We start from the raw sequence: 15369 nt of genomic DNA on the forward strand, positions 1-15369 counted from the left end.
CACCAGCAGTGAACGGCCCTACTTTTCCGGCTGCTTCTCGAACAGGAGTTTCTGATCCTGCGGGCCGCCAGGTCCTTCGAAGTGACGGTAGATCATGACGGCCTTGCCGCCGGGCTGGGTCTCCCACTTATCGATGAGCTTGATCTCGTTTGGCCCGAATTTACCCCAGGTTTCGACGACGAGAACGGCCGCATCCCAGTGTGCCTTGTACTTCAGGGGATTGCCCTGGGCGGACACGTCGCCCTCCTGACCATTGATTACATACTTGAGCTTGCCTGCGCTGGTGCCGGGGGCCGCGTCGTGGAAGACTTCGTATTCGAGCTCCGGCTCCTTGTGGACGATGGCGTAACGCACAGCCCTGGCCGGCTGCTTGGCGAAATCGCTCTTGGCGATGTTGAGTTCCCAGTGACCAGTGAAGTTGGGCTTGTCCTGGGCGAAGCCCAGCATGGCCGTAAGCAGCAGGAGCGCAAGAGTTCTCATAGACAGCATCCAGGATAACCCCGTGATTGCGAGAGAGAGCAAGGATCGGAGTTTTTTCCGGGCCGGGCGCGCGTATTGTCGAAGCATGGACGGGCCGCGGAAAGCGGCCTGAAAGGAGCGGAGACAATGACTGGGATGCGCTATTCGACAATGCAATGTTCGCTGGGCTGGGTGCTGCTGGCGGCCCGCGAGGACGGGGTTTGCGCGATTCTGCTGGGGGATGGACCGGAGGAGTTGACGGCGGATCTGCGCCGGAGATTTCCGCGGGAGGTTCCACACCTGGACACGGACGGGCTCCAATGCTGGCTGGACCAGGCGATCGAGTCCATTGAGCACCCGGGCACAGCATTGACGCTGCCGTGGGCGGAACAGGGAACTCGCTTCCAGCAGCGGGTGTGGCGCGAGTTGAAGACGGTACCGGCCGGCTCGACCACAAGCTATCGGGAACTGGCCGCGCGGGTAGGCAATCCGAAGGCGGTGCGGGCCGTAGCCCGGGCGTGCGCGGCGAATCCGCTCGCCGTGGCTGTGCCGTGCCATCGTGTATTGCGAGTCGACGGCGAGTTGGCCGGGTATCGCTGGGGCTTGGATCGCAAGCGGGCGCTGCTGGAACGGGAGGCGCTGGCATGGGCCTGAGCTTAGGAGAACGGATAGCCGCGCTGAACTGGACGGATCTGACGAGCCAGCTCAATGAGCACGGCTGCGCGGTGGTTGAGGGTCTCCTGAGTGCCGGCGAGTGCGCTGAGGCGGCGGCCTGGTATGGGGACGGAGCGTTGTTCCGCAGCCGCGTGGTGATGAGCCGGCATGGGTTCGGGCGCGGCGAGTATCAGTACTTCGCGGCGCCGCTGCCTGAAATGGTGGCGGAGCTGCGCTCCGGCCTCTATGGGCCCTTGGCGCGGATCGCCAATCAATGGAACACGTCGCTGAACCTGACGGAGGCCGGGTTTCCGGAAACGCATGCGGAATTCCTGCAACGCTGCCACGAGGCTGGACAGACGCGCCCGACACCACTATTGCTGCAGTACGGGCCCGGCGACTACAACTGCCTGCACCAGGATCTTTACGGAGCGCATGTCTTCCCGCTGCAGGTGGCGTTCCTGTTGAGTGAGCCGGGGCGTGATTTCACGGGAGGAGAATTCGTGTTGACCGAACAGCGGCCGCGCATGCAGTCGCGGGTCGAGGTGGTACCGCTGCGCCAGGGCGACGGAGTGATCTTCCCGGTTCATCATCGGCCGGTCGCCGGAACACGCGGAGTCTACCGGGTCCAGATGCGGCATGGAGTGAGCCGGCTGCGAACGGGCCGGCGTCACACGCTCGGTGTGATCTTTCACGACGCGCAGTGAATCCGGCCACAGCGGCAGCCCCAATTAACATTGCTTCGTGCTGTTGACAGGCCGCGGAGCGGCTGGGGTAATGAACCACAGCGGCGTCAACATGTAGACGACGAAGGCGGCCTCAATACTGAACCAGGCAGTCGCTACACCGGCCAGGTAGGAGAGCGGACCGACAAGCGACTTTGCGAGGATATGCGGATCCTCGGTGCCCTTCAACTCGGGCTTCATGAGGTTCCGCAGGATGTAGCGATGCAGCAGCATGAACAGCAGCGTGTTCACAGCCATCACACAGCCGAATACGCTCACGGCAAGCGGATTGCGCGGGTACTCTCCGATGAGCGCGGTGGGAAAAGGAATGAATGACTGCGTCATCAGGAACAGGGAGTTCATCCAGACCAGCGCATAGTTGGCGTGCCGCGCGAGGGAGAAGATGTGGTGGTGGTTGAGCCAGAACTTGCAAACAATGATGAAGCTGATCAGCCAACTGAGGAACTTCGGCGCGAGGTCGAACAGGCTGTTTCGAAGTTCCGTAACACCGGCGTGATGGGGCAGCACTGGCACCCTGAGTTCAAGTACCAGTAGCGTGACGATGATCGCGAAGACGCCGTCGCTAAAAGCCTCGATGCGGTTGAGATGCAGCTCGCCCCGCGTGAATCGATCGAACACGGATGGAATCTCCCTCTGTCGTTCAGAGGTGATTGTCGCACGCGCTATATGGCCGATGGGGCAGGCAGCGACCACGGCGCGCGGTACTGTTTCGTGAGCTGACGCGAGGCCTCGCGGTCACCCAGGATCTCCTCTTTCTGCGCATCCCAGCGGATGGTCCGGCCGGTGCGGTATGCAATGTTCGCGAGATGACACGGCACGATGGACGTGTGGCCGACTTCGACGTCGGCAAACGGGCGCTGCCGGCTCTTCACGGCGTCGAGGAATTTCTGCACATGGACGATCTGGATCTCGGGATCGAGGGACAGACCGGTGACTTCGATGGGCTCACAGAGTGGCGGCGCCGGCGAGGCTAGGCCGCGCGGCCGCTTCTCGCCGGTGACTTCCCGCCTGCGCGAGGCCAGCATCTCTTCCACCTGATCGACATCTGAACGCACAATCGCCGAGAACTTTGACGGAATCACCTGATAGCCGTTGCGGTCGACGAACAGAGTGCCCTTGGTGCCATAGAAGATCGTGCCCGCGTAGCGGTCCATGCGCATCCCCACCTGGCTATTCGCGAAGCGGACCGTGAAGCCGGGATACTCAAACGTGGCCAGGAACGAGTCGGGCGTGTCGCGATTGTCTTTCAGCATGCGAGCGCCGGTGGCCGAGACGCCCTTCGGCGCCGTCACATTCATGATCTGGTGGATGCTGTCGATGTGGTGCGCGCCCCAATCCGTCATGTTGCCGCCAGAGTAATCCCAGAACCAGCGCCAGTTCCAGATGTAGCGGTTGCGGTTGTAAGGGGTCTTGGGCGCGGGGCCCAGATAGAGATCCCAATCGAGTCCGGTGGGCGCGGCGGAATCCGGAATGTGTCCGAAGCCCTGTGGATACTCGTTGGACACGATCCAGCAGTCGATGTCTGAGACCTCTCCGATGTAGCCGCTCTGCACCAGCTCCGCGCATTTTGCGAAATGCGGCGCCGAGCGTTGCTGGCTGCCCACCTGGAAAATGCGATTGTGCTTGCGCGCCGCCTGCACCATGCGGCGGCCTTCTTCCACGGTGTGCGACAGCGGCTTCTCGCAGTAGACGTCCTTGCCCGCCTGGCACGCCATGATCGAGATGGGCGCATGCCAGTGATCGGGCGTCGACACGAAGACTGCGTCGATGTCCTTGCGCTCGAGGATGCGCCGGAAGTCCGTGTAGGCTTCAGTCTTGCCGCCCACTTTCTGCTTCGTCATGTCGGCGAGAGGCTGGAAGACATCGCAGACGGCCGCCAGGTCGACCCCGGAGTTGCGAGCCGTGATGGTGGTCTCGTAGTAGCCCCGGCTGCCCAAGCCGATCTGGCCGATGGTGATGCGGTCATTGGCGCCCAGTACGCTGCCGAGGAACGGCCCGGCTGAAGCGGCCTTCACAAAATCTCTACGTTCCATGCCTATGCTCCGCGCCAATGGAATCGAAGCCAATCTTCCCGAGTCAGACGGACACGAACCATTCGGAATTGGTGATGCCAAGCTGCACGCCTGGTTGCGCTCCTTGAGTGCAGAAGCCTTCCGATGCCTCGTGAAGTTCCTTCATGAATGTCCACCAACAGGAAGGACCCATGCTATCATCCCTTGCCGGAGATAGAAGCTCTGAAGACATGGTACGTTCCTCGCGCCAAGCGCATGCGCCGGGCTGATGCCCGCGGGTTCGAAGAGGCAACGAACAAACTCGCGCAGCTGGGCGCCGCAATATCTGGTATATCGGAGATACGGCACGGACGCGATGGGGCAAGTGTGATTGGGTTTCAGCGTGGGATCGAGCAGGTTCGTGCGCCGGAACTGATCGCTGTCTGTATGGATACCGTCGGGGTGGGGAGCCAGGTGACCCGGATGGCGATCGCGCGAGTCGAGTCCGGTGGGCTGGAGCGATAGGTGGGCAGTAGACATCACGAAAGGATGAAGAGCCTGAACAAGGCCCAGGTACCGATTATGGCAAGTGGTCCCCTGACAGCATCACAAGTATCGGAGTATCACGAGAAGGGCTACGTTCTCGCCCGCGGCATGTTCAGCGAGGCGGAGATCGAGCTTCTGGGGCGGGCGGCGAAGCAAGACCGCGAGTTGGACGCGCGCTCGTTCGGGCGCAACGATGGCGAAGGCCATGTGGTTCGCCTGTCGCTGTGGAATCACCCCGGCGACGCGCTCTACGGCATGTTCGCGAGATGCAGCTCCATCGTCGATTCGGCGGAGAAGTTGCTCAACGACGAGGTCTACCACTATCACTCGAAGATGATCATGAAGGACGCGCGCGTGGGCGGCGCGTGGGCCTGGCACCAGGATTACGGCTACTGGTATCAGAATGGCGTGCTGTCGCCGGATCTGTGCAGCGCCTCCATCGCCGTCGACCGCGCCACTCGCGAGAACGGCTGCCTCCAGGTGGTGCCCGGCTCGCACAAACTGGGCCGCATCGACCACGTATTGACGGGCGAGCAGGCCGGCGCCGACCGCGAGCGCGTCGATGCCATTCTCCAACGCTTTCCTCTTGTCTACGTCGAGATGGAACGCGGCGACGTGCTCTTCTTTCACAGCAACCTGCTGCACCGCTCCGACGAGAATCGCTCGGAGCATCCACGCTGGTCGATGATCTGCTGCTACAACGCGGCGAAGAACGATCCCTACAAAGAGGCGCACCACCCGCGCTACACGCCCTTGAACAAGGTTCCGGACTCGGCCATTCTCGATGCCGGGTTACGGCGCTTCGCCGACTCAAGCTCGGATGTCGCCTGGCTCGAGGCCGCTCGTGATCAGAGCGCAACCAGCCTGGATCAGCCCGAGTAGAGGCGTTTGACGGCCATGGCAGATCTCCACTCCACGCAGCCTATTTTGCGCACACTCATGAGCTGGCTCGCGCTGGAAGACATGGCGCGGTTCGAGGACGCTCGTGGCAATGCGGGCGCCCTCCTGCAGCGGCGGCTCGACGATGTGCTTGAGGCTGGTTACGACGGTGTTCAGTTCGATGTTGTGTTCACCAGTGACCAACTCGCTCATTGCCGGCAGCGGGGGCTCGGCATCGCGGCGACAGGACGCGTGAATCATCCGGAAGAGGCCGGCCCCTTGGCGGAGAGGCTCGCGGACGCCGGATTCCCTTGCGCGACTTTGCATGTGGGCTGGGGCATGGAGAGCCCGGACGAGGCGGCACGTTTGATCGAAGCGGTGCTCACAGCCTCAGACCGCCATCCCATCCCGCTCTTCATTGAGACGCACCGCGCCACGATTTTCCAGGACGCCTGGCGCACCGTGGACTTCCTCGCGCGATACCCGCAAGTCCGCATCAACGGCGATTTCTCGCACTGGTACACCGGTCTCGAGTTCGTCTATGGCGGCTTCGAGAACAAGCTCCGCTTCATTGAACCGGTGCTGGAACGCGTGCGCTTTCTGCATGGCCGCATCGGCAATCCGGGCTGCATGCAGGTCGACATTGGAGACGGGGACGAAACCGCACATCCCTACGTCACTCACTTCCGCATGCTGTGGACGCGAGCGATGGAGCAGTTCCTCAGACAGTCCGAGCCAGGAGGCTCCCTCTTCTTCGTTCCGGAGCTCCTCTCGCCGAAGATCTACTACGGGCGCACCTTCCCCGATGAGAACGGAGTGCTTCGCGAGGAATGCGATCGATGGGCTCAGTCGCTGGTGCTGCGGGGCTTGGCGCAACAATGCTTCGCAGAAGCGAAACGTCGTGTGGACGCCGGCTCAGGCCGGGTCCGCTAGGCGTAGAGACCCGATGGGCACGTAGAAGACGCGATAGCGCTTGCCGTCGGAAAACAGCTGTCCCGCCGCATCCTCCACCAGGACGGTGACGCGCTTGGTCACGCGATTCACGCGGCCTTTGTAGGTGCGGCCTTCGAAGGCGAAGCTGACCATGGAGCCCACACGGATGCCCGCTTCCGCAGCCTGCTCACGACGCGTGATGAGATTGTGCGTATGGGCCGTGTGGCGGAAGTGGCGGGCGGTGATGCCCTGGAATCGCGCGGCCGAGCAATCGCTCTCGCCCCAACAGAGCATCTCAATGAGGTGCACGAGTTCGTGTTCGAAGATGCGCTGCAAGCCCGCGAAGCGATTGGTGCATTCGATCCCGCAGACGGTGACGGAACGCGAGTCCTCTTCAAACGAGTCGAACAACATGTTCACCGCGACGGAGATCTCGTAGCTGACCGCGCCTGTGCGGCTGGTGAAACGAGTCGTCTTGCCGCCAGTCTTTGTCATGCGCGATGACAGCCGGAAGCTGAGACTTTGCCCTTCCAGGGCATTGCCGCACAGGCCCTCGAAGAAGAATCTGTCGTAGGCCTCAAAGAGCAGGTGCAGATCGCGCGGGTGTACAACAATGAAGTCCTCGCGATGCAGATGCCGGGACTGGGCCAGGACGTACTCCCGCACCTGCCGCAAGCGGTGCGCGACCAGATCGTCGGACCAGTGGAATAGCAGAACGTTCTCGGCGAGCAGACCGCGCGCCGGCGCTGGAGACGGAGACGCCATCTAGTCGAGCCAGCGCACGCTCACCGGCTCACCGTGCGTGCATTGTTGTGTTTCCGTCACGCCCGCGGCAATCAACGCGCAAGCTGTGTCCGTCGCGGTACGCAACGCCGCTTCCTTCGATTCTCCGGAGGCGACCTTGCACGAGTTGCGGCCCTGGTAGGTCATGCACACCTCGACACGGTTCTTGCGATTGCCCAGCATCAGGTAAGTCGTCACCCCAAGGAAGAGGAAGAAGGCGACCACGCCCATCAGGATAAATTTGCCCTTGTTCAAGCGTCGCTACTCCGTGAAGAAGCTGCCCATCTGCCGGAACTTCTGATACCGCTGTTCGATCAATTGGTCCGGACTCATCGGAGCCAGTTCGTCAATGGCCGCGACCAGCGTCTGGTGCAGATACTGCGCGGCTCGATCGTAGTCGTCCTGCGCGCCGCCAAGCGGCTCGGGGATAATGCCGTCGATCAGGCCCTGCCGCACCAGGTCGCTCGCCGTGATCTTCAAAGCAGCGGACGCCAGCGCACCCTTCGTGGAATCGCGATAGATGATGGCCGCGCAGCTTTCCGGAGAGATCACGCTGTAGACCGCGTTCTCCAGCATGAACACCTTGTTGCCCACACCCAGCGCCAGCGCGCCGCCGCTGCCGCCTTCGCCAATCACCACCACAATCAGCGGCGACTGCAGTCGGGTCATCTCCCGCAGATTATAGGCAATGGCCTCGGCCTGGCCGCGCTCTTCCGCGTCAATGCCCGGATAGGCCCCCGGAGTATCGAGGAAAGTAATGATCGGACGCCGGAACTTAGACGCCATCTCCATCGCGCGCATCGCCTTGCGGTAGCCTTCCGGCTTCGGCATGCCGAAATTGCGGATCAGCTTCTGCTTTGTGTCACGGCCCTTCTGCAGGCCGACCATCATTACCGGGTGGCCGCCGAGCATCGTGCCGAAGCCCGCGACAATGGCCGCATCTTCACCGTAGAATCGATCGCCGTGAATTTCCGTGAAGTCCGGCACGAGCCGGTTGATGTAGTCCAGCGAGTGCGGCCGTTTGGGATGGCGAGCAAGTTGGACACGCTGCCACGCCAGATTGACGCCTTGCTCACCGCGCAGCGCTTTCAGTTCGCCCTCGAGATCGGCGAGCTGTGCCTGCGCACCTGTGGAGGTGAGCTGGAGCTGCGAGATCTCGCGCTCGATATCGGCGATGCGTGCTTGCGAAGTATCGCTCATATAAAGATGCTTCCTACGAGGCTATCACTTCAAGCGCTTCCGGTCCGCAGATGCGCTCGATTTCGGCCTTGAACTCCTTATCCGGACGGATGCGCGCCGTGACATCAAGTGTCACTGCAAAGTCTCTCGGCTTCTCCAGCTTCAGCCGCACTGAGGTCTCGCCCGGCTTGGTCGTGAACAGCTTTTGCAACGCTTCGGCTTTCTCGTTGCCGGTTGCCGAAAGCCGCACACGGATGGAGACCAGCGAAGGGAAATTCACACGGGCCAACTCGAGCGGAATAATCTCCTGGATGTTCAGCTTGATCGTGCCGTCTTCCTCGGGCATCGCCTTGCCACGCACCAGCACCGCTTTGTCCTCTTCAATCTCTTTTTGAAGATGCTCGTAGCGGGTGGCGAAACACAACGCTTCCACCGAACCAGTCCAGTCCTCGAGCTGTGTGATGGCCCAAGGCTTCTGTTCCTTGTTGCGCCGCCTCTGCACGCTGCGCAGGATGCCGCAGACCGCGATTTCCATGCCTTTTTCGAGGCCCGCCAGATTCTCGGTGGTGTACGACGTGAGCTCCGTCACTTTCCACCGATACTCGTCCAGGGGGTGGCCGCTGACGTAGAAGCCGATGGTCTCTTTTTCGCCGCGCAGCTTCTCCGCCTGACTCCAGTCATTCAGCCTGGGCAGTGCGCGCGAAGAAGAGGGAGAGTCGTCTCCAATGAGCTCGCCGAACAAACCAGTCTGCCCGCTGAGCTTGTCCTTCTGGGCGCGCTGGCCGGATTCGATGCAGTCCTCGATGATCGCGAACAACTGCGAGCGGTAGCCTTTCAGACTGTCCATCGCTCCCGCTTTGATCAGGCTTTCCATCACGCGGCGATTCACCGCCGAGAGATCAACTCGTTCACAGAAGTCGTCCAGCGACTTGAAGACGCCGCCTTCGTTGCGAGCCTTCACAATGGCTTCCACCGCGCCCACGCCGACATTCTTCACTGCGCCCAAACCGAAGCGGATCTTGTCGCGGCCCACTGGCGTGAAGTTCAGGTCCGACTGGTTCACGTCGGGCTGCAGCACCTCAATGCCCAGAGAGCGGCATTCGTTGATGTACTTAACGACCTTATCGGTGTTGCCCGTTTCCGACGTTAGCAGCGCCGCCAGGAACTCCACCGTATAGTGCGCCTTCAGGTAGCCGGTGAGATAGGCGAGATAGCCATAGGCCGCCGAGTGTGACTTGTTGAACCCGTACTCGGCGAACTTCGCCAGCAGGTCGAACAGGGCCTCGGCCTTCTTGGGCGGATGGCCGTTCTTCCTCGCGCCGTCGAGGAAACGGGCGCGCTGCTTGTCCATCTCCTCTTTTTTCTTCTTGCCCATCGCGCGGCGCAGAAGATCGGCTTCACCCAGCGAGTAACCGGCGATACGCTGCGCCACCTGCATAACCTGCTCCTGATAGATCACCAGGCCGTAGGTTTCTTCCAGCAGCGACTTCAACTCGGGCAGATCGTACGTGACCGGCTTGCGGCCCAGCTTGCGATCGACATAGTCGTCGACGAAGCCGTTCTGAATCGGGCCTGGACGATAGAGGGCGTTGAGGGCGATGAGGTCCTCAATGCGCTCAGGATGCGAGCGCCGCAACACATCCTTCATGCCCGACGATTCAAATTGGAAGACGCCGTCAGTCAGGCCCTGGCCGAAGATGCGCTCATACGCGTCCTTGTCGTCCAGAGGCAGATCTTCCAGCACCAGCGTCTCGCCGCGCGTCTTCTTGATCAGCGACAGCGCCTCGTGCACGATGGTCAGCGTGGTGAGACCCAGGAAGTCCATCTTGAGCAGCCCGAGTTTCTCGAGCATGGACATTTCGAACTGGGTAACAATTTCCTCTTTGTTGGTGCGGTAGAGAGGAACGATCTCGGCGAGCGGCACCGGTGAGATGACAACGCCCGCGGCGTGCACGCCCGAGTTGCGGGCCATGCCCTCCAGGCGCTGCGCGATGTCGAGAATCTCTTTGACCTTCGGATCCTTGGCGGCGGCCTCCAGGATCGCGGGCTCCTCGTCGAGAGCCTTCTTCAACGTCATCTTCGGGTCGGCCGGAATCAGCTTCGAAAGCTTATCCACTTCGCCAAAGCTCATGTCCAGCACGCGGCCCACGTCCTTGATCGCGGCCTTCGGAGCCAGCGTGCCGAATGTGATGATCTGCGCCACCTGCTCGCGCCCGTACTTCTCGGTGACGTACTGGATGACCTCGCCGCGGCGGTTCGTACAGAAGTCCACGTCGATATCAGGCATGCTGACGCGTTCAGGATTCAGGAAGCGCTCAAACAGCAGGCCGTAGTGCAGCGGATCCACATCGGTGATCCCCATGCAGAAGCTCACCAGCGAGCCGGCGGCCGAACCGCGGCCCGGACCCACCGGCACGCCCGTCGATTTCGCGTAGCGGATGAAGTCCCAGACGATGAGGAAGTAGCCCGAGAACTGCATCTGCTGGATCAGTTTGATTTCGCGATCCAGCCGCTCAATGTACTCGGCCATGTCGAAGCGCAGTTGGCCCTGCGCCGCCATCTTGTCCAGCTTGCCGCGGCGCTTCTCAAAGCCCTGCCGCGCCACGTACTCGAAGTAGCTGTCGATGGTCTGCTCCGGCGGGACGTCGAACTTCGGGAAGGGCTCCTTCACCGGGTCCATCTTCACCTGGCAGCGTTGTGCGATGTCCCACGTGCGGTCCAGCGCGTCTTCCACCTCGCCGAAGATAGTCATCATCTCTTCGCGCGTCTTCAGGAAGAATTCGTTGGTGGAGAACTTCAGGCGCTTCTCATCGCTCACCAGCTTGCCGGACTGGATGCAGGTGAGAATGTCCTGCGCGCGATGGTCGCTGTGCTCCAGGTAGTGCGCGTCGTTGCTCGCCACCAGCGGAATGCCGGTCTCGCGCGACATGCGGTAGACCTGCGGCATCACGACCTTGTCTTCTTCCAGCCCGTGATCTTGGATCTCGAGGAAGAAGTTGTCCTTGCCGAACAGATCGCGATACTCGTACGCCAGCTTCTGCGCGTCGTCGTACTTATCGTTCATCAACGTTTCGTTGATGTCGCCCTTCAGGCAGGCCGACAGCGCGATCAGCCCCTTGCTGTGCTGCGACAGCAGGTCCTTGTCGATGCGCGGCTTGTAATAGAAGCCGTCGAGACTTGCCGTCGACACCAGCTTGATCAGGTTCCGGTAGCCTTCCTGGTTCTCGCACAGCAGCACCAGATGGTTGTAGCGCCGGTTCGTTTCGTCCTTGATCCGCCGGTCGTTCGGCGTGATGTAGACTTCGCACCCGATCACCGGGTGGACGCCATTGTCCTTCGCCTTGAAGTAGAACTCCGCGGCGCCAAACAGGTTGCCATGGTCCGTCAACGCCACCGCCGGTTGGTTTTGCTTCACGGCGAGCTTCATCAGCTTGCCGATTTCGCAGGCCCCGTCCAGCAGCGAGTAGTCGGTGTGGCAGTGTAGATGGACGAACGGCTTGTCGGACATCGGTGAATTCGGCAGAAATGGTAGGGACGGGCAGATTCGAACTGCCGACCTTCCGCTTAGGAGGCGGACGCTCTATCCAGCTGAGCTACGTCCCCGGATCTTCTATCTATTCTACAGCCCGGCTGGGGTCATCGTCTGCGCTTACCAGCGCTTCAGACCCTTGGCTCCGATGTCGCGCCGGATCTGCATCCCGTCAAACCGGATGGGCGCGCAGGCGGCGTAAACGTTATCGATCGCAGCCTGCAGCGTCGCGCCGCTATGCGTCACGCCCAGCACGCGCCCGCCGGAGGTGACCAGCTTACCGTCCGCCATCCTGGTGCCCGCGTGGAACACTGTCGCGCCGGTCGCTTCCGCTTGCTCAATCCCGGTAATCTCGTCTCCCGTCCGCACCTTGCCCGGATAACCATGCGCCGCCAGCACCACACAGACAGAAGGATCCTGTTTAAACTTGAGCAGTTCGGGCCGCACCTGCCCGCTAGCCGCCGCATGCAGCACCGCCCCGAAGTCGCAATCCATCCGATGCAGCAGCGCCTGCGTCTCGGGATCGCCCAGCCGGACGTTGAACTCCAGCACCATCGCTCCGCGTTCGGTCATCATGAGCCCGGCGTACAGGAATCCGCGGAACGGCGCACCCTCCGCCTTCATCTGCTGGACCGTGCGCTCCATCACGTCGCGCATCACCTGGTCGCGCTGCGCCTGCGGCAGGATCCGCGAATCCGAGTAGGCGCCCATGCCGCCGGTGTTCGGACCCTGGTCGCCCTCGAAAATGGTCTTGTGGTCCTGCGAGGGCTCCAGGGGCAGTACACGCTCTCCGTCGCTGAGCCCTATGAAACTCACCTCTTCGCCGGTGAGAAACTCCTCTATGACCACCTTGCCGCCAGCGGAGCCCACCAGGGCACCGCTGAACATCCCATCCAGGGTTTCTTCCGCGTGGCGGCGGTCCGGACTAATCACGACACCCTTGCCGGCAGCCAGGCCGTCGGCCTTGATCACGACGGGGTAGTCGAATTGATCCAATGACTTACGGGCTTCAGCAGGGTCAGAAGTCGAGACAAACCGGGCCGTGGGAATGCCGGCCCGCTCCATGAAACGCTTCGAGAAGATCTTGCTGCCTTCCAGCTGAGCCGCGGCCCGGGTCGGCCCAAAGATCAGGCGCCCTTTGGATTCAAAGAGATCCACGACTCCCTCGACCAGCGGAGCCTCCGGACCCACCACGGTGAGATCCGCGCCAATTGAGTCCGCCAACTGTAGTAAATCTACAGGTGTAGAAGATGATGGCTTCAAACAGGTGGCCACGGACGCGCAGCCAGGGTTCCCAGGCGCTACGTAAACCTCTGAAACAGAAGGGCTTCGCTTCAACCGCCAAGCGATGGCGTGTTCGCGTCCGCCGCTGCCCAGAACCAGAACTTTCACAGCGTAACTCCTCTCGCTACAATTAACTAGGATATCTGGGAACCCCCTCACCTGCCAATGCGACAGATCAACTACGACGTTGTGATCATCGGAGCCGGACATGCCGGATGCGAGGCGGCCCGTGCCTGCTCGCGGATGGGCCTGCGCACCGCGATGGTCACAATGAACATCGACCTCATCGCGCAGATGTCCTGCAACCCAGCCATTGGCGGAATCGCCAAAGGGCACCTGGTCCGGGAGGTCGACGCGCTGGGTGGAGTGATGGCCGAGGTGGCCGATCAGATCGGGATCCAGTTCCGCCTCCTGAACACCAGTCGCGGCCCGGCTGTCTGGAGCCCCCGCGCCCAGATGGATAAGAAGCAGTATCGCTTCAAGATGCGTGAGACCCTGGAGCACGAACCGAACCTCCGCATCCTGCAGGCCGAAGTGGCCGAGATCGAGTATGACGATCTGGCGGACGGCCGCCGCAAGGTCCGCTCCATCCGCTTGTCGGATGGACGCTCGCTCCAGACCCGCACCGTGGTCGTCACCACCGGGACCTTTTTGAATGGCCTGGCCCACGTAGGCGAGACCAAGTCCAACTGCGGCCGGAGCGGGGAAGCGCCGTCGAACCTCCTGGGCCACCACCTCCGCAGCCTCGGTCTGCAGTGGACCCGCCTCAAGACCGGCACCCCTCCGCGTCTCGATGGCCGCACCATTCAGTGGGACCGGTTCGAACCGCAACCGGGCGACCCCATCCCCACCCCTTTCTCTTTCCTCACCACCAGGATCGACCGCCCCCAGATCGAATGCCACATCGCCTACACCACTGATGAGACCCACCGCATCCTGCAGGAGGCGATCCCGCGTTCCCCGCTCTACAGTGGACAGATTGAAGGCATCGGTCCCCGCTACTGCCCCTCCATCGAAGACAAGATCGTCAAATTCCCGGATAAAACCCGCCATCAGATCTTCCTGGAGCCGGAAGGACTGGATACGTACGAAGTCTATGTGAACGGCATGTCCACCAGCATGCCCATCGACGTGCAGGAAGCAATGGTCGCCTCCATCCCTGGCTTGGAGAATGCGGAGATGATCCGCCCCGGTTATGCCATCGAGTACGACGCCATTGACCCCAGGGAACTGAACCATACCCTGGAAGTGAAGAAGATTGAGGGCCTTTTCCTCGCTGGGCAGATCAACGGGACATCAGGCTATGAGGAAGCCGCCTGCCAGGGGCTTCTGGCCGGAATCAACGCCGGCTGCCAGGTAAAGGGCATCGATCCCATCGTTTTGCGCCGCAATGAGGCCTACGCGGGCATCCTGGTCGACGATCTGGTGACCAAAGGGGCTGATGAGCCCTACCGCATGTTCACCTCAAGAGCCGAATTCCGCCTGTTTCTCCGTATCGACAATGCCGACGAGCGCTTAACGGCGGAAGGACGCCGCGTCGGACTGGTAACGGATGAGCGCTGGGCGGTTTACGAGAAGAAACTGGCGCAGAAGGCCCAGGTACTCCGTCTTTTGGAGACAAACCGGGTCACACCGGAGCATTTCTCCGCCTTGGGGCTACCTGCGGACGAAAGACCCATGCTCCAGGTCTGGTTGCGCCGTCCCGACGCCAAGATCGAGCAGATCCGCCCCTGGCTGGAACAACAACTGGGAGAACCTACCGTTGCCGCCGTTCTGACCACCGTGGAGACCGAAGTGAAGTACGAGGGCTACCTTCACCAGCAGGAACGCCAGATTCAGCGCCTGAAGGACTCGGAAGGCCGCCTGATCCCTGCCGGATTCGCATTTCGGGGCATTCCGGGCCTCAGTCGGGAGATCTGTGACAAGTTGGAGCGGGTTCAGCCCGAGACGCTTGGTCAAGCGGCCCGGATTCCCGGTGTTACCCCTGCCGCCGTCGCGGTTCTGGATTGCTACCTCAGTTTGAACCGTCAGGCCTAGCATTGTTCCACGTGGAACATCCAAACAGTCCGCTTCCCTTCCTCAGTTCCCTCTGACTTGGCCTCAGCCTGGAGATCTGTGACGAGTTGGAGCGGGCTCAGCTCGAAAGAGTCGGGCGGGCGGCGTACATCCCAGGCTTAACACCCGCCGCGGCATCGGTTCTCGATTACTCCCTCAGTCTTGACCGTCAGGCCTGGCATTGTTCCACGTGGAACATCCAAACAGCCCGCTTCCGTGCCTCAATCGCCCTCTGGCCGCTATGTTCCACGTGGAACACTCCCAATTCCGGCCCTCAGTGTTCCACGTGGAACGTACGTGGTAGGATAGCGGTTTCGGCGACGCTCCGGAG

Annotated in this window: 13 protein-coding genes and 1 tRNA gene; 5 read left to right on the plus strand and 9 right to left on the minus strand. The window is 61.7% G+C overall.

Annotation, left to right across the window (positions count from 1 at the left end):
* Window positions 1-18: 18 nt before the first annotated feature.
* Window positions 19-480 (minus strand): hypothetical protein, encoded by a 462-nt coding sequence (locus IRI77_RS23685; protein WP_194447480.1) that lies wholly within the window; start codon window positions 478-480, stop codon window positions 19-21.
* Window positions 481-615: 135 nt separating this feature from the next.
* Here IRI77_RS23685 and IRI77_RS23690 point away from each other — a divergent pair, with 135 nt between their 5' ends.
* Together IRI77_RS23690 and IRI77_RS23695 are read left to right on the plus strand one after the other, a co-directional pair.
* Window positions 616-1113: a methylated-DNA--[protein]-cysteine S-methyltransferase gene (locus IRI77_RS23690; protein ID WP_228486284.1), complete on the plus strand. Its 498-nt coding sequence runs from the start codon at window positions 616-618 to the stop codon at window positions 1111-1113.
* Window positions 1104-1820, plus strand: a complete 717-nt coding sequence (locus IRI77_RS23695; RefSeq protein WP_194447482.1) for a 2OG-Fe(II) oxygenase — start codon at window positions 1104-1106, stop codon at window positions 1818-1820. Before IRI77_RS23690 ends, IRI77_RS23695 begins: the two co-directional genes overlap by 10 nt.
* Before the next feature lie 24 nt (window positions 1821-1844).
* Here IRI77_RS23695 and IRI77_RS23700 read toward each other — a convergent pair whose 3' ends face one another.
* Both IRI77_RS23700 and IRI77_RS23705 read right to left on the minus strand, forming a co-directional pair.
* Window positions 1845-2477 carry a TMEM175 family protein gene (locus IRI77_RS23700; RefSeq protein ID WP_194447483.1) on the minus strand — a complete coding sequence of 211 codons (633 nt, stop codon included), beginning with the start codon at window positions 2475-2477 and terminating at the stop codon, window positions 1845-1847.
* A 44-nt stretch (window positions 2478-2521) separates the two neighbouring features.
* A complete protein-coding gene (locus IRI77_RS23705; RefSeq protein ID WP_194447484.1) occupies window positions 2522-3892 on the minus strand; it encodes a Gfo/Idh/MocA family protein in 1371 nt (456 codons plus the stop codon).
* A 540-nt stretch (window positions 3893-4432) separates the two neighbouring features.
* Between IRI77_RS23705 and IRI77_RS23710 the strand changes: the two genes are divergently transcribed.
* Together IRI77_RS23710 and IRI77_RS23715 are read left to right on the plus strand one after the other, a co-directional pair.
* On the plus strand, window positions 4433-5278 hold the full coding sequence (locus IRI77_RS23710) for a phytanoyl-CoA dioxygenase family protein (protein WP_194453771.1): 846 nt from the start codon (window positions 4433-4435) through the stop codon (window positions 5276-5278).
* 15 nt (window positions 5279-5293) lie between these two features.
* Entirely contained in the window at window positions 5294-6208 is a 915-nt protein-coding gene (locus IRI77_RS23715; protein ID WP_194447485.1) for a sugar phosphate isomerase/epimerase, read from the plus strand.
* On the opposite strand, the gene IRI77_RS23720 is transcribed toward IRI77_RS23715, so the two are convergent.
* From IRI77_RS23720 to purD, 6 genes are all read right to left on the minus strand, one after another.
* Window positions 6191-6973, minus strand: coding sequence for a SprT-like family protein (locus tag IRI77_RS23720; RefSeq protein WP_194447486.1), 783 nt, complete (start codon window positions 6971-6973; stop codon window positions 6191-6193). The two genes, IRI77_RS23715 and IRI77_RS23720, sit on opposite strands and share 18 nt — an antisense overlap.
* Entirely contained in the window at window positions 6974-7246 is a 273-nt protein-coding gene (locus IRI77_RS23725) for a hypothetical protein (RefSeq protein WP_194447487.1), read from the minus strand.
* A 6-nt stretch (window positions 7247-7252) separates the two neighbouring features.
* The gene (locus tag IRI77_RS23730) at window positions 7253-8191 is read right to left on the minus strand and encodes an acetyl-CoA carboxylase carboxyltransferase subunit alpha (protein ID WP_194447488.1); all 939 of its coding nucleotides are present in this window, start codon (window positions 8189-8191) and stop codon (window positions 7253-7255) included.
* A gap of 13 nt (window positions 8192-8204) precedes the next feature.
* Window positions 8205-11678 carry a DNA polymerase III subunit alpha gene (dnaE, locus tag IRI77_RS23735; protein WP_194447489.1) on the minus strand — a complete coding sequence of 1158 codons (3474 nt, stop codon included), beginning with the start codon at window positions 11676-11678 and terminating at the stop codon, window positions 8205-8207.
* 18 nt (window positions 11679-11696) lie between these two features.
* Window positions 11697-11773: transfer RNA gene (locus IRI77_RS23740), tRNA-Arg, on the minus strand.
* A 46-nt stretch (window positions 11774-11819) separates the two neighbouring features.
* Window positions 11820-13142, minus strand: coding sequence for a phosphoribosylamine--glycine ligase (gene purD / locus IRI77_RS23745; RefSeq protein WP_323745134.1), 1323 nt, complete (start codon window positions 13140-13142; stop codon window positions 11820-11822).
* 6 nt (window positions 13143-13148) lie between these two features.
* Here purD and mnmG point away from each other — a divergent pair, with 6 nt between their 5' ends.
* On the plus strand, window positions 13149-15020 hold the full coding sequence (mnmG, locus tag IRI77_RS23750) for a tRNA uridine-5-carboxymethylaminomethyl(34) synthesis enzyme MnmG (protein WP_194447491.1): 1872 nt from the start codon (window positions 13149-13151) through the stop codon (window positions 15018-15020).
* The last annotated feature ends 349 nt before the right edge of the window (window positions 15021-15369 follow it).

Origin of the sequence: Paludibaculum fermentans, from assembly GCF_015277775.1 — a bacterium.
Taxonomy (GTDB): domain Bacteria; phylum Acidobacteriota; class Terriglobia; order Bryobacterales; family Bryobacteraceae; genus Paludibaculum; species Paludibaculum fermentans.

Excerpts from the sequence above, each read along its gene's own strand:
- IRI77_RS23715 (WP_194447485.1), top strand. The coding sequence starts at position 5,294 with ATGGCAGATCTCCACTCCACGCAGCCTATTTTGCGCACACTCATGAGC.
- IRI77_RS23705 (WP_194447484.1), bottom strand. The coding sequence starts at position 3,892 with ATGGAACGTAGAGATTTTGTGAAGGCCGCTTCAGCCGGGCCGTTCCTC.
- mnmG (WP_194447491.1), top strand. The coding sequence starts at position 13,149 with ATGCGACAGATCAACTACGACGTTGTGATCATCGGAGCCGGACATGCC.
- IRI77_RS23720 (WP_194447486.1), bottom strand. The coding sequence starts at position 6,973 with ATGGCGTCTCCGTCTCCAGCGCCGGCGCGCGGTCTGCTCGCCGAGAAC.
- IRI77_RS23690 (WP_228486284.1), top strand. The coding sequence starts at position 616 with ATGCGCTATTCGACAATGCAATGTTCGCTGGGCTGGGTGCTGCTGGCG.
- IRI77_RS23710 (WP_194453771.1), top strand. The coding sequence starts at position 4,433 with ATGGCAAGTGGTCCCCTGACAGCATCACAAGTATCGGAGTATCACGAG.
- IRI77_RS23695 (WP_194447482.1), top strand. The coding sequence starts at position 1,104 with ATGGGCCTGAGCTTAGGAGAACGGATAGCCGCGCTGAACTGGACGGAT.
- IRI77_RS23730 (WP_194447488.1), bottom strand. The coding sequence starts at position 8,191 with ATGAGCGATACTTCGCAAGCACGCATCGCCGATATCGAGCGCGAGATC.
- IRI77_RS23685 (WP_194447480.1), bottom strand. The coding sequence starts at position 480 with ATGAGAACTCTTGCGCTCCTGCTGCTTACGGCCATGCTGGGCTTCGCC.
- dnaE (WP_194447489.1), bottom strand. The coding sequence starts at position 11,678 with ATGTCCGACAAGCCGTTCGTCCATCTACACTGCCACACCGACTACTCG.